At 36.9% G+C, this 13201-nt stretch carries 14 protein-coding genes; all 14 read left to right on the forward strand.

Features of this window, described 5'->3' with window-relative positions:
* Positions 1 to 2: 2 nt before the first annotated feature.
* Entirely contained in the window at positions 3 to 356 is a 354-nt protein-coding gene (locus tag HNR27_RS02750; RefSeq protein ID WP_212919872.1) for a YojF family protein, read from the forward strand.
* 20 nt (positions 357 to 376) lie between these two features.
* Positions 377 to 1045, forward strand: a complete 669-nt coding sequence (gene bshB2, locus HNR27_RS02755; RefSeq protein ID WP_429338660.1) for a bacillithiol biosynthesis deacetylase BshB2 — start codon at positions 377 to 379, stop codon at positions 1043 to 1045.
* A 292-nt stretch (positions 1046 to 1337) separates the two neighbouring features.
* Positions 1338 to 1706, forward strand: a complete 369-nt coding sequence (locus HNR27_RS02760) for a phage holin family protein (protein WP_212919870.1) — start codon at positions 1338 to 1340, stop codon at positions 1704 to 1706.
* A gap of 156 nt (positions 1707 to 1862) precedes the next feature.
* On the forward strand, positions 1863 to 2801 hold the full coding sequence (hprK, locus tag HNR27_RS02765) for an HPr(Ser) kinase/phosphatase (RefSeq protein ID WP_429338661.1): 939 nt from the start codon (positions 1863 to 1865) through the stop codon (positions 2799 to 2801).
* 12 nt (positions 2802 to 2813) lie between these two features.
* Complete coding sequence (gene lgt, locus HNR27_RS02770) at positions 2814 to 3680, forward strand: prolipoprotein diacylglyceryl transferase (RefSeq protein WP_212919868.1); 867 nt, start codon at positions 2814 to 2816, stop codon at positions 3678 to 3680.
* Positions 3681 to 3703: 23 nt separating this feature from the next.
* On the forward strand, positions 3704 to 4663 hold the full coding sequence (locus tag HNR27_RS02775) for a nucleoside recognition domain-containing protein (protein ID WP_212919867.1): 960 nt from the start codon (positions 3704 to 3706) through the stop codon (positions 4661 to 4663).
* Positions 4638 to 5273 carry a pyrophosphatase PpaX gene (gene ppaX / locus HNR27_RS02780; RefSeq protein WP_429338662.1) on the forward strand — a complete coding sequence of 212 codons (636 nt, stop codon included), beginning with the start codon at positions 4638 to 4640 and terminating at the stop codon, positions 5271 to 5273. The genes HNR27_RS02775 and ppaX overlap by 26 nt, the downstream gene beginning before the upstream one ends.
* 3 nt (positions 5274 to 5276) lie before the next feature.
* Complete coding sequence (locus HNR27_RS02785; protein ID WP_212919865.1) at positions 5277 to 5786, forward strand: acyltransferase; 510 nt, start codon at positions 5277 to 5279, stop codon at positions 5784 to 5786.
* A 230-nt stretch (positions 5787 to 6016) separates the two neighbouring features.
* Positions 6017 to 7678: a glycerol-3-phosphate dehydrogenase/oxidase gene (locus HNR27_RS02790; protein ID WP_429338663.1), complete on the forward strand. Its 1662-nt coding sequence runs from the start codon at positions 6017 to 6019 to the stop codon at positions 7676 to 7678.
* A 205-nt stretch (positions 7679 to 7883) separates the two neighbouring features.
* Positions 7884 to 8885, forward strand: coding sequence for a tetratricopeptide repeat protein (locus HNR27_RS02795; RefSeq protein WP_429338664.1), 1002 nt, complete (start codon positions 7884 to 7886; stop codon positions 8883 to 8885).
* Positions 8886 to 8967: 82 nt separating this feature from the next.
* Positions 8968 to 9918 carry a thioredoxin-disulfide reductase gene (gene trxB / locus HNR27_RS02800; RefSeq protein ID WP_212919862.1) on the forward strand — a complete coding sequence of 317 codons (951 nt, stop codon included), beginning with the start codon at positions 8968 to 8970 and terminating at the stop codon, positions 9916 to 9918.
* A gap of 369 nt (positions 9919 to 10287) precedes the next feature.
* The gene (rapZ, locus tag HNR27_RS02805; protein WP_212919861.1) at positions 10288 to 11175 is read left to right on the forward strand and encodes an RNase adapter RapZ; all 888 of its coding nucleotides are present in this window, start codon (positions 10288 to 10290) and stop codon (positions 11173 to 11175) included.
* A gap of 1 nt (position 11176) precedes the next feature.
* Positions 11177 to 12136: a gluconeogenesis factor YvcK family protein gene (locus HNR27_RS02810; protein ID WP_429338665.1), complete on the forward strand. Its 960-nt coding sequence runs from the start codon at positions 11177 to 11179 to the stop codon at positions 12134 to 12136.
* A gap of 18 nt (positions 12137 to 12154) precedes the next feature.
* Entirely contained in the window at positions 12155 to 13102 is a 948-nt protein-coding gene (gene whiA, locus HNR27_RS02815) for a DNA-binding protein WhiA (RefSeq protein WP_429338666.1), read from the forward strand.
* The last annotated feature ends 99 nt before the right edge of the window (positions 13103 to 13201 follow it).

Consider the following 13201-nt stretch of genomic DNA (forward strand, 5'->3'; position numbering starts at 1 on the left):
CAATGAAACCAATAGAACTAGAAAAAGTACAAGAAAAGCTAGAAGGCTTTATCAATAAAGATGTTTATGTTCATTTGGAAACGACAAATGGTGCATATGCAAGTCATGTAAATGAGAAAGCATATAATGTTGGTGTTTATATCCGGAATGCGAAGGTACGTTTTAACCAAGCTAAAATTGTTGGTGATGGAAAATCCTATCGAGCTGGGTTAAAAATGGATATTGGCTGGATTTATGCGGAGGGACTTACCGATTGGGAAATTTTCGAAGGAGAAAAGCTCTTAATGGCAGGTCATGACCGTGAAGGAAGATTAATGGTAGCACTACAAATTAGTGAAACGCCATTTAGTTACTAATAGTAAGGAAGGTGAAAATTATGGAAAAACATGTTGTTGTCATATATCCGCATCCTGATGATGAGTCATTTGGTGCTGCAGGAACCATTGCAAAATTTCGAGAGCAAGGAGTACCAGTGACCTATCTTTGTGGGACATTAGGTGAAATGGGGAGGAATATGGGAAATCCCACCTTTGCAAATCGTGAAACTTTACCAGCGATTCGCAAAAAAGAACTGATGGCTGCCTGCAGGACGTTAGATATGGAATTACGACTTTTAGGCTACCGTGACAAAACTTTAGAATATGAGAATCGAAATGAAGTCGCACAGCATTTGAAGGGAATCCTAGAGGAAATTAATCCTAGCCTAGTAATTACTCACTATCCGGAGCATGCAGTTCACCCAGACCATAATGCGTTAGGTGCTGCAACAGTCGAAGCTGTACGCTTAATGGATCCAGAAAGTCGTCCAGTTGTTTGGGCACAGGCTATTACGAACACGTATATCGAGGACCTTGGAAAACCTGATATCATTAATGATGTTCGTGAAAACTTCGATACAAAAATGGAAGCAATTTTATGTCACAAATCACAAGCAAATGGAGTCATCCGAAGCTGGAATCAAAGTGAAGGTATTTCAGATGACTTAAAGGAACAGGCTAAAAAACGCTTAAGTGTTGAGCAATTTTATATTTGGAAGTATGAATAATTTTTTAACTTAGCAATTGTAAATTCCAATCCCAAACGTTAGTAAACATCGTTTCTATCGTTTGGGTTTTGTTTTATAAATTTACGAACTAGGATATCCTGGTTGTGTATAAAAAAGTGTTACGGGAGTATCCCAATCATAGAAAGAGTAATTCTGAACTGCGGGAAAATACTCCTCATTCCAAAAAGATAAATATAAAATACGCTGGCTTTCCTTAAGGTACCCAATTTGTATAAAGAAGGAAAAGAAAGTTGATACGTCGAATAATATAGTAGGATAGAAGGGATGGTTGATGTTTATGCGTTGGATATTATCTTTAGTTTTAAATGCGGTTGCTTTAGTTATTGTAGCGGAATTGTTTGACTCATTTCGGTTAGAAGGTTTTGGTACAGCTTTATTGGCAGCTCTCATTTTGTCTGTGCTAAATATTATCGTTAAGCCTATCCTAATAATTTTGACATTGCCACTAACTATTTTTACTTTGGGCCTATTTTTATTTGTCATTAATGCAGTAACGTTAATGATTACGCAGGCTGTTATTGGGGATTCGTTTGTCATAGAGGGATTTGGAACGGCGTTACTTGCAGCAGTAATCCTATCCATCTTAAACCTAATATTAACCAAATTAGTAAAAGATCCATTATCCTCAAAAAAGGCTTGAACTGATATTCACTAGAATATTTTACTTTCAGAAATCCAAGTAATCGTAATTTCCTAACCCAAATACGCGTTCTTCTCTTAATACATCTTTATTCCTACCTGCTAGAAAAATATGCTACAATGGGTAACAGTTAGGGCTCGTAATGGAGGGAAATTAATGACTACCATTGTTCGTACGAAGGATTTACTCGAGAATTTTAATTTGGAACTCGTTGCTGGAGAAGAAGGTATTCATAGGGAAATTACAACTAGTGATATCTCCCGTCCAGGAATTGAAATGACAGGTTACTTTAAATATTATCCAAAGGAAAGACTTCAACTAATTGGAAGAACGGAAATGACATATTTCCTTGATTTAAGTCCAGAAGATCAGCTAGATCGAATTACAAAGCTCTGTACTGATGTTACACCTGGAATCGTTATAACTAGGGGAATGGCAGTTCCACAGATTATTATCGATGCTGCCAATAATTCAGGCGTACCTATTTTACATTCTCCTCGAAAGACAACTAGGGTTATCAGCAGACTAACGAATTACTTAGAGGTAAAATTTGCCCCTTTTACAGCAATTCATGGGGTACTTGTGGATGTTTATGGGGTTGGTGTCCTCATTACTGGTCAAAGTGGTGTTGGTAAAAGTGAAACAGCACTTGAGCTCGTTAAAAGAGGACATCGTTTAGTAGCAGATGATAGTGTGGAAATTCGCCAAGAGGATTATGACACCCTTATTGGAAATTCTCCACCATTAATTGAGCATTTATTAGAAATCCGTGGTTTAGGAATTATTAATGTAATGACTTTATTTGGTGCAGGTGCAGTTCGTAGCAACAAGAAAATTTCCCTTATTATCGATTTAGAGATATGGGATCCCCTTAAGCAATATGATCGTTTAGGCTTAGATGAAGACAAAATGAAGATTATGGATGTAGATGTTCCTAAAGCTACTATTCCAGTTCGCCCTGGCCGAAATTTGGCGGTAATTATTGAAGTTGCAGCGATGAACTTTCGTTTGAAGCGGTTGGGAGTAAATGCGGCAGAGGAGTTTTCGGAGCGTTTAACAGATATGATAAAACTAGAAAATGATGAGATGGAATAGGGGTGGAAGTATATGAGCTGTGATGCACCAGCATTAGACCGCGTGTTTTTGCAAATTGGCTCTTTACCGATTTATTGGTATGGTGTCATTATTGCGACAGGCGCTTTTTTGGCTCTGCTGATAGGAATGCGTGAAGCAGATCGTGTAGGAATGAAAAAAGATTTGGTAATTGATTTAGTAGTATATGCAATACCGATCTCAATTATATGTGCCCGTCTCTACTACGTTATATTTGAATGGGAGCGCTATGCAGGTGGTCCATGGTGGGATATCTTCGCAATCCGTGAAGGTGGCATTGCTATTCATGGAGCATTAATTGGAGCAATGCTAACAGCAATAGTGTTTACTCGAGTTAAAAAAATTTCATTTTGGAAGTTAGCTGACGTATTAGCACCAAGTTTAATCCTTGGACAAGCGATCGGTCGTTGGGGAAACTTTATGAATCAAGAGGCACATGGTGGTCCAATCATGAATCAGAGTGTCATTGATATGCACTACAACTTGCTTCCAGATTTTATCATGGATCAAATGTGTATTCAGGGAATTTATTACTTCCCAACCTTTTTATATGAATCATTATGGAATGTACTCGTTTTAATTCTACTCTTATGGTTAAGACGTAGAAATCCAATTCGTGGTGTAGTATTTTTAACATATATAGCAACCTATTCTGTTGGCCGATTCTTTATTGAAGGAATGCGGACAGATAGTCTATATATCGTTGGTAATCTACGTACAGCTCAATTTATTTCTATTTTATTGATCGTCGTTGCGGTGGGTTTGATTTTATACCGCTGGAAGACTGTTTCAAAGCGCTACGAAGATGTTGATAAAATAGGACCGATAAATAAAAAAAAGAATACGAAAAAGAAAAAATAGCAACGATAGAGAGGAAGTACTGGATGTCTGGAATTCTGAAGAGAGGGCTGAAGCAAGGCCTACAAACAACATGGACATTAGGAAAAGTTATTTTTCCTATATCATTAATTGTCACCATACTACAATATACACCAGTATTACCTTGGATTATCGATAAAATTAGTCCGCTAATGGAGTTAATTGGATTATCAGGTGAAGCTGCGGTTCCAATTGTTTTAGGAAATGCGCTTAATCTATATGCGGGAATTGGAGCAATTATTTCTTTTGATTTTACCATTAAAGAAGTTTTTATTATGGCGATTATGCTATCGTTTTCTCATAATCTCTTTATTGAATCCGCAGTAGCATCGAAGGTAGGCATAAAATGGTGGATTATTGTTGGAGTTCGTGTTGGGCTAGCACTAGTAGCTGCAACGATCATCAATTTCGTGTGGACTGGTGGAGAGGAACTAGCCAATTATGGGCTGATCTCTCATGAAGCAGAGGCTTTAACCAGTTGGAAAGAGATTATTGTAGCGGGACTGCAAACAGCAATTATTGCTGTTATTCAACTAGCAGTTATTGTTATTCCATTAATGATTATTATGCAAATTTTACGAGAAAAAGGATGGTTAACGAAGCTATCTAATGGTTTCGCACCATTTACCAAAGTATTAGGAATGGAAAAAAACACTTCGATGACGCTGGTAGCTGGTTTAACGATTGGACTTGCATACGGAGCAGGACTGATGATTCAAGCTGTAAAAGAAGATAATGTTTCCAAGCGTGATATGACGTTAGCATTGATATTCCTTGTAGCCTGTCATGCGGTTGTTGAGGATACATTAATCTTCCTGCCACTTGGAATTCCTGTCTGGCCATTACTACTAATTCGTTTAATAACGGCAATCGTGTTAACTATAATCATTGCTTTTATTTGGAGAAGACTAGCAGAACGAAAAAGAAAGGGACACACCAATGAGCATTCGTACAATACTATTTGATTTAGATGGAACATTAATTGACACTAATGAATTGATTAATTTATCCTTTTACCACACCTTTCAAAAATTTGGTTATCAATTTACACATGATGAAATTCTAGCATTTAATGGACCACCATTAGTGGAAACCTTTCAAAATATTGATTTAGCCCAATCGGAGGCTATGATAACCACTTATCGGGAACATAATTTAGTGCATCATGATGACTATGTGAAGGCTTTTCCAAATGTGAAAGAGACACTTAAAGCCTTGAAAAATAAGGGCATTTCATTAGGTATAGTCACCACAAAAATGCGAGATACGGCGATAAGAGGCTTAGAGGTAACAGGAATCGAAGCATATTTTGATACCATTGTAGGTCTGGATGATGTGTCGAATGCTAAACCACACCCAGAATCCGTTTTAAATGCCATGAAAGTGCTTCATGCTGATCCCGAAACTACCCTCATGGTTGGTGATAATTGGCACGATATTAAGGCTGGCCATAACGCCGGTGTCAAAACTGCTGCAGTTGCATGGTCTCTTAAGGGGGAAGAATTCTTGCAAGGATACGAACCAACTTATATGCTATATGACATGTTTGATTTATTAGAAATCATTGGAGTGTAGGACATGCGAAGAACAGAGCGCCATCCGGTAACAGATGCTAATTCCCTATGGCAAATCTATAAGACGGTATCATTCTTTAAAGTTGTTAAAAATTTTATTATCATTCAAATTGCAAGATATACACCTTTTTTAAGTGTGAAGAATTGGTTATATCGAGTTTTTCTTCGTATGAAGGTGGGCAAGAAAACTGCTTTTGCGCTAATGGTAATGCCAGATATTATGTTTCCTGAAAAAATTATTGTAGGAAATAATTCGGTAATCGGTTATAACACGACAATACTTGCACATGAATATTTGATTAAGGAATATCGTCTAGGAGAAGTTGTAATTGGGAATGAAGTAATGATTGGTGCAAATAGTACGATCCTACCCGGTGTTACAATTGGTGATGGGGCTATTGTATCTGCAGGAACATTAGTTCATAAAGATGTACCAGCAGGTTCCTTTGTTGGAGGTAATCCGATGAAGATTATTTATACAAAGGAAGAGATGGAAAAACGCAAGGAGATTTAAGTAAAAATTCTTGTAAAATAGAATAATTATGGTATGATTAGCTTAATAGAATAATTTCGGACGGAGAAATGGAGAACCGCAATCAAACTAATGAAGTCATTAGTTTGATTGTGGTTTTTTTATTTAGGTATTTTTACTTATACAATTACTTTTTCCCTAGAAATTAATTCTAAAATAAATGAAAGAGTAAATAATATTAATAATAAACCACTATTTAGGGGGACTAAGGCATGGTGACATTTTCTAGTTATGAAAGAAATACCATTCTTGATGCAATGAAAAGGGAGAAACTGGATTTATTAGTGATTGGTGGGGGGATCACAGGATCTGGGATTGCACTAGATGCTGTAACGAGAGGCTTAAAAACAGCTGTTGTCGAAATGCAGGATTTTGCTGCTGGCACATCTAGCCGTTCAACAAAGTTAGTTCATGGTGGACTTCGATACTTAAAACAGTTTGAAGTGAAAGTCGTTGCAGAAGTAGGTAAGGAACGGGCTATTGTGTATGAGAATGGGCCTCATGTAACAACACCGGAATGGATGCTTTTACCATTTCATAAAGGCGGCACATTTGGACCATTCACCACAAATATAGGATTAAGAGTATATGATTTCTTGGCAGGTGTAAAACGTCAGGAGCGTAGGAAAATGCTATCACCTGAGAAAGCATTAAAAATGGAGCCACTTATAAAAAAGGAAGGGCTAAAGGGTGCAGGGTATTATGTGGAATATAAGACAGATGATGCTAGGCTAACGATTGAAGTTATTAAAAAAGCGGTTGAAAAAGGTGCACATGCTCTTAATTATATGAAGGTAATATCATTTATCTATGGCGAGAATAAAAAAGTAATTGGAGTTGTCGTAGAGGACCAAACAAATGGCGAGAAGCATGAAATTTTTGCAAAAAAAATAGTTAATGCTTGTGGTCCTTGGGTGGATGACCTTCGTGAAATAGACGGCTCTAAACAAGGAAAGCATCTTCACTTGACTAAGGGTGTTCATCTTGTATTTGATAAGGAGAGATTTCCATTAGAACAGGCAATATACTTTGATACCCCTGATGGGAGAATGGTTTTTGCTATACCACGTGATCAAAAAACTTATGTAGGTACAACGGACACGAGCTATAAAGGAGACATCGCTCATCCAACGATGACAATTGAAGATCGGGATTATATTATAGGTTCGATAAACTATATGTTTCCTTCCTTGAATATTACGGCTGATGATGTGGAGTCTAGCTGGGCAGGACTACGGCCGTTAATAGCTGAGGAAGGGAAAAAGCCTGGTGAAATATCACGGAAGGATGAAATATTTATATCCAATTCTGGACTCATATCGATGGCTGGTGGAAAGCTTACTGGTTACCGTAAAATGGCAGAACAAGCAGTCGACACAGTGGTTAATCAATTAAAGAGCGAAGAAGGAATTCTATATTCTCCTTCTGAAACTGTTAATTTACCTATCTCTGGTGGTGAGGTAGGAGGGTCTCAGGGATTCGTAAAATTTAAACAAGAAAAAACGGATTATGGGAAAGAAATAGGGATAAGTGAAGAAAATGCCGTAAAGCTTGTCCAAAAGTATGGAGCAAATGTTGATAAGGTTTATCAAATATATGCAGAAAGAAAGCAAGAAGCGGAAGCGGAAAGCATCGATCCAATCGTATTTGCCCAGCTTTGTTATGGAATAGAACATGAGCTTGTATATAAGCCAGTGGACTTCTTTATCCGCAGAACTGGGGCTTTATTCTTCGATATTGCTTGGGTGAAGACGCATAAGAATCCTGTTATTGCGTATATGAAGAAGAAGTTTGCATGGGATGAAAATCAGGAAGAAGAATATCGTAATGAGCTTGATTTACTGTTGAATGAGGCAGTTACACCAACTAAATAGGCTATTTATTTACGAAGGGTTTGTCCTTGAAAACAGCATTAGTTGCTTTGTTTTTGGGGTCAGACCCTTGTTAAGTAGTACAAAATATAAATTTCAAAGATGCCTTCGTACTAGGCTCCTTTCGCTTTTCTAATGAATAAGTATATAATTCCCCCATTAAATATGGTATACTTTTGTCGATATGTGAAAAAATAGGGGGATTAGCATGCAACTAGAAAAAAATGAAAAGATAGTAAAATCTAATAATGTTATCCCTTTTATCCCAACAGGTGATTTTTATTTTGCGAAGGGTGTTGAATCATTTCGTAAAAGAAGATTTGATACTGCATTAAAGTGGCTAAAAAAAGCAGTCGATACAGAGCCGAATAATCCTCTATATCAATGTCAAATGTCCATTATTTACACCGAAACAGGTGCTTATCATAAAGCAAATCAGCTATTGACTAATGTCCTTCAGTCGACAGGAGATCAATATGTGGATTGTTACTATTTACTAGCAAACAATTATGCACATTTAGGTTTACTAAATGATGCAAGGAAATTTGCTATTTCATATTTAGATAAAGAACCAGATGGTGATTTTAGCGAAGATGCAAAAACATTATTGGATTTAATAGAAATAGATGATTATGACGAGGAAGATTGGGAGCTTGATGAAGAGGATGAGCTTCTTGTTTATCAGGAAACTGTATTCCACCATTTAGAAAATAATGAATGGAATCAGGCACTAGTACTACTTGAAGAGATGATTCTTCTATTTCCAGATTATAAAACAGCCCATCATGAGTATACACATGCCTTATTCTTTACTGGGAAACGGGAAGAAGCCATTCAGAAAGAGTTGGAGTTGCTCGAGGAAGATCCTAATAACCTTTATAGTCATACGAATCTCGCACTATTTTACTTTGAGATACAGGAATATGAGGAATATCAAAGGCATATTCGAGCATTACTAAACATATATCCAATTCACGAACAGCAAAAGCTTAGAATAGCAACTACATTAGCTAGGACAGGCTTTCTAAAGGAAGCAAATATTCGATTTCGAATGCTTGATAAAGGGGTAGTAAAAAGTCATATTTCTTATTATCGCTGGTATAGCATGACTGCTTATCGATTGGGTGAACCAGCGAAGGCACTTGCATTATGGGAAGAGGGCTGCCGTCGACATCCTAAGCTATCCGAGGAAGAAGGCCCCTGGCATTAATGAGCAGAAAGTTAGACGTAAAATAGGAAATCCGATACGCTAAACATAGGAAGTATTTATTGTTTTGGAGAGGAGCGTTAACATGTCCGAAGAAAAAATATATGATGTGATTATCGCTGGTGCAGGTCCTGCAGGTATGACTGCTGCTGTTTATGCATCACGAGCAAATCTAGATACATTAATGATTGAACGCGGTATTCCGGGTGGACAAATGGCTAATACAGAAGATGTAGAAAACTATCCGGGATTTGATAATATTTTAGGTCCTGATTTATCCAATAAAATGTTTGAACATGCGAAAAAGTTTGGTGCACAGTATGCCTATGGTGACATCAAGAGTGTTGAGGATTATGGTGACTATAAAATTGTAAATGCAGGTAGTAAGGTCTATAAGACAAAAACCCTTATTATAACCACTGGTGCACAATACAAGAAATTAGGAATTTCTGGTGAAGAGGAATTAGGTGGACGTGGAGTATCTTATTGTGCCGTATGTGATGGAGCATTCTTTAAAGAGAAGGAATTGATTGTTGTTGGTGGTGGAGATTCCGCTGTTGAAGAAGGTGTTTATTTAACAAAGTTTGCTCGTAAGGTTACGATTATACATCGACGTGATGAACTTCGTGCTCAAAAAATTCTTCAGCAACGTGCATTTGATAATGAAAAAGTGGACTTCATTTGGAATACAACCGTGGAAAGAATAAATGGTCCAGAGGGTAAGGTGTCCAGCGTAACATTAAAGGATGTTAAGACTGGTGAAGAATATGAAAAGCAAGCTGATGGTGTCTTTGTATACATTGGAATGGTACCTTTGAGTGAGCCTTTCCAGTCACTTGGAATTACGAACAAAGAAGGATATATTATTACAAACGAAAATATGGAAACTAGTATTCCTGGTATTTTTGCTGCGGGAGATATTCGTGATAAAAAGTTGAGACAAATTGTCACTGCAACAGGTGATGGATCCATTGCTGCAGAAGCTGCTATTGCTTATATCGAAGAGCTAAATGATAAGCTAAAAGCAGTAAAATAGTAAAGTAAAGGCATCTTAACGTAGCTGTAACACGCACGAAATATTAATGAAGTACAATAAAAATAACTAATTGACCCCCTTTTTAATAGATAGATTAGTTATTGGCGCAGATGTAATTGCATCTGCGTATTTTTTTGCTTCTATAAAATAAGTTGCTGGCAAAGGAAAATTATCTACATGAATCCAATGTGCTTTACATAATTCTATAATAAAGGAAAGTATAGTCATTTCCTTGTAGCAATAAATTAATTACATGTATAATAGATATAGTATTTTGGATAAATGACACAATCTAAATATGGTACACCTTTCGTAGGTGAATATCACGTATCTAGCATAATTATAGGTAACCATGAAGAGGTGATGGAGATGGGAAATATTGAACAAGAGACAAAAATGGTAATTATTACTGGTATGTCTGGTGCTGGTAAGACAGTTGCAATTCAAAGTTTTGAGGATTTAGGCTATTACTGTGTGGATAACTTACCACCTGCTTTATTACCTAAGCTTCTTGAGCTGATGCGAGATTCTACCAATAGTATCCACAAGGTAGCGCTTGTGATGGATCTAAGGGGACGTGAATTCTTTGATTCATTATTTGAAGCGCTTGATATAGTAGGCGATGAAGAATGGTTGGAGGAGCATATCTTATTTCTAGATGCAAATGATGAGAAGCTCGTAAACCGATATAAAGAAACTAGACGATCACATCCATTAGCTGTTGGTGACCTACCTTTAAAAGGAATTAAGCAGGAACGGAAATTGTTAGATGAAATGCGTGGCCGTGCACATCGGGTTATTGATACAAGTAATTTAAAGCCACGTGAGCTTCGAGAGAAAATTCTCAAGTATTATTCTGAGGAAAAACAGGAGATTTTCTCCGTTAATATGATTTCTTTTGGATTTAAATATGGAATACCGATTGATGCTGATTTAGTATTTGATGTGCGGTTTTTACCTAATCCACATTATGTAACTCAGTTGCAACCATTGACAGGGCTTAATCAGGATGTCTCTTCTTATGTGTTTAAATGGTCTGAAACACAAAAGTTCCAAGAGAAGGTTCTTGATTTGTTACAGTTCATGCTTCCACAATATAAAAAAGAAGGAAAGTCACAGCTAGTTGTTGCTATCGGTTGTACTGGGGGGCAGCATCGTTCAGTAGCTTTAGCGGAATACTTTGCTAAAAAGCTTGCTGAAGCGAATTATATTACACATGTTAGTCACCGTGACATTGATAAGAGAAAGGGCCATTAATATGTCAGATAATAACCAGCCAAGAATCGTCGTAATTGGAGGAGGAACTGGGATGCCAGTTCTACTCCGTGGATTAAAAAATTATCCGATTCAATTAACGGCTCTAGTAACTGTAGCAGATGATGGTGGTAGTACGGGAAGATTACGGCAGGATATGGCTATACCGGCACCAGGAGATATTCGAAATGTTATTGCAGCAATGTCTGAGGTTGAACCAATGCTTATCCAGCTTTTTCAGCATCGCTTTTCAGTTGGAAATGAGTTATCGGGACACTCGCTTGGAAACCTGCTTTTGGCCGCGATGACTTCCATTACTGGAGATTTTTATACAGGGATTAAAGAAATCTCAAGAGTTTTAAATGTGAAAGGTAAAATATACCCAATCTCGAATGAAAATATTTCGTTACGAGCAGAAATGGCAGATGGATCATTTGTGGTAGGAGAATCCAATATCCCATTAGCAGGTAAAGAAATACACCGAGTATATTTAGAGCCTACAGATGTAAAACCATTGCCAAACGCTTTAACTGCAATAGAAAGAGCAGATTTAATTGTTATTTCTCCTGGGAGTCTGTTTACTAGTATCATGCCGAATTTAATTATTCCTCAAATAGCTGATGCATTACGTAGTGCTAAAGCTAAAATAGTTTATGTTTGTAATGTAATGACACAAGCAGGTGAAACTACCGATTTTTCTGCTGGTGACCATGTTCAGGCTATCATAAATCATATAGGGGAAGATATTATCGATGCAATCGTAGTTCACAGTGAAAAAATCGATCCTAAAGTTCGTGATCGATATGCTGGGGAGAATTCGGAACCTGTTGAATATGATATTGAAAGATTATTAGACATGGGGCTTCAAATTATTGAAGGGGATATTATTGATCATTCAAAAACAACCATACGCCATGATACAGGAAAGATTGCCAAATTACTATATTCTTTGATTGCGAAATAAAATGAAGGGGGGAGTATCATGTCCTTTGCTTCAGAGATTAAAAAGGAATTAACAACTGTGGAGTCAGGTCCTTGTTGCTCGAATGCGGAGCTAGCTGCATTAATAAGGATGAACGGAACCATTTCGGTATCGCAAATGCAGTATACGTTAGATATCCAAACAGAAAACGCAGCTATAGCAAGACGTATCTATACATTACTTAAGGCTGGTTTCTCTCTTACTCCTGTGGAACTTTTAGTACGAAAGAAAATGAAGCTAAAGAAAAATAATGTATATATCGTTCGGTTAAAACAAAATGTCCAAGGGATATTAACAGAGCTAGGAATCATGAAGGACGGATATTCTTTTTTTCGTGGAATACCGGAACAGTTTGTAGAAAAGGATTGCTGTAAGAGAGCTTATCTTCGTGGAGCTTTTCTTGCGGGAGGGTCCATTAATAATCCAGAAACCTCTTCCTATCATTTAGAGATCTTTAATTCTAATGAAGACCATAATCAGGCATTATGTGAATTACTGAATACATTTGATTTACGGTCAAGAGTTTTGGAGCGAAAAAAAGGCTATATTGTATATATGAAGGAAGCGGAGAGAATAACGGAGTTTTTAAATATTATTGGTGCACATAATGCACTATTTAAATTTGAGGATGTTCGGATTGTTCGAGATATGCGAAACTCTGTAAATAGACTTGTTAATTGTGAAACGGCAAATTTGAATAAAACAATTGGTGCAGCCTTTCGCCAAATTGAAAATATAAAACTAATTGAACGAACAGTAGGACTTGAGTCGCTACCAGAAAAGCTACGAGAGGTCGCAATTTTACGAGTACAGCATGAGGATGTTTCCTTGAAGGAGTTAGGCGAGCTTGTATCAAGTGGAAAAATATCAAAGTCGGGAATTAATCATCGTTTAAAGAAAATTGATGAATTTGCAGAAAAAATTAAACAAGGCGAAATTTTATCATAACTTTACTTCTAATTTTCAGAATCCATGGTATAATAGTTTATCATGGATATTTTTTTACATTTTTTTAGTAAAAAATAAAATGTTACCGCTTTAATTTTG

The organism is Ornithinibacillus bavariensis (assembly GCF_050433565.1).
GTDB classification, from domain to species: Bacteria; Bacillota; Bacilli; order Bacillales; family Amphibacillaceae; genus Ornithinibacillus; species Ornithinibacillus bavariensis.

Bases quoted from the DNA above. Each gene is read 5' to 3' on its own strand.
- HNR27_RS02750 (WP_212919872.1), top strand. From the start codon at position 3: ATGAAACCAATAGAACTAGAAAAAGTACAAGAAAAGCTAGAAGGCTTT.
- bshB2 (WP_429338660.1), top strand. From the start codon at position 377: ATGGAAAAACATGTTGTTGTCATATATCCGCATCCTGATGATGAGTCA.
- HNR27_RS02760 (WP_212919870.1), top strand. From the start codon at position 1,338: ATGTTTATGCGTTGGATATTATCTTTAGTTTTAAATGCGGTTGCTTTA.
- hprK (WP_429338661.1), top strand. From the start codon at position 1,863: ATGACTACCATTGTTCGTACGAAGGATTTACTCGAGAATTTTAATTTG.
- lgt (WP_212919868.1), top strand. From the start codon at position 2,814: ATGAGCTGTGATGCACCAGCATTAGACCGCGTGTTTTTGCAAATTGGC.
- HNR27_RS02775 (WP_212919867.1), top strand. From the start codon at position 3,704: ATGTCTGGAATTCTGAAGAGAGGGCTGAAGCAAGGCCTACAAACAACA.
- ppaX (WP_429338662.1), top strand. From the start codon at position 4,638: ATGAGCATTCGTACAATACTATTTGATTTAGATGGAACATTAATTGAC.
- HNR27_RS02785 (WP_212919865.1), top strand. From the start codon at position 5,277: ATGCGAAGAACAGAGCGCCATCCGGTAACAGATGCTAATTCCCTATGG.
- HNR27_RS02790 (WP_429338663.1), top strand. From the start codon at position 6,017: ATGGTGACATTTTCTAGTTATGAAAGAAATACCATTCTTGATGCAATG.
- HNR27_RS02795 (WP_429338664.1), top strand. From the start codon at position 7,884: ATGCAACTAGAAAAAAATGAAAAGATAGTAAAATCTAATAATGTTATC.
- trxB (WP_212919862.1), top strand. From the start codon at position 8,968: ATGTCCGAAGAAAAAATATATGATGTGATTATCGCTGGTGCAGGTCCT.
- rapZ (WP_212919861.1), top strand. From the start codon at position 10,288: ATGGGAAATATTGAACAAGAGACAAAAATGGTAATTATTACTGGTATG.
- HNR27_RS02810 (WP_429338665.1), top strand. From the start codon at position 11,177: ATGTCAGATAATAACCAGCCAAGAATCGTCGTAATTGGAGGAGGAACT.
- whiA (WP_429338666.1), top strand. From the start codon at position 12,155: ATGTCCTTTGCTTCAGAGATTAAAAAGGAATTAACAACTGTGGAGTCA.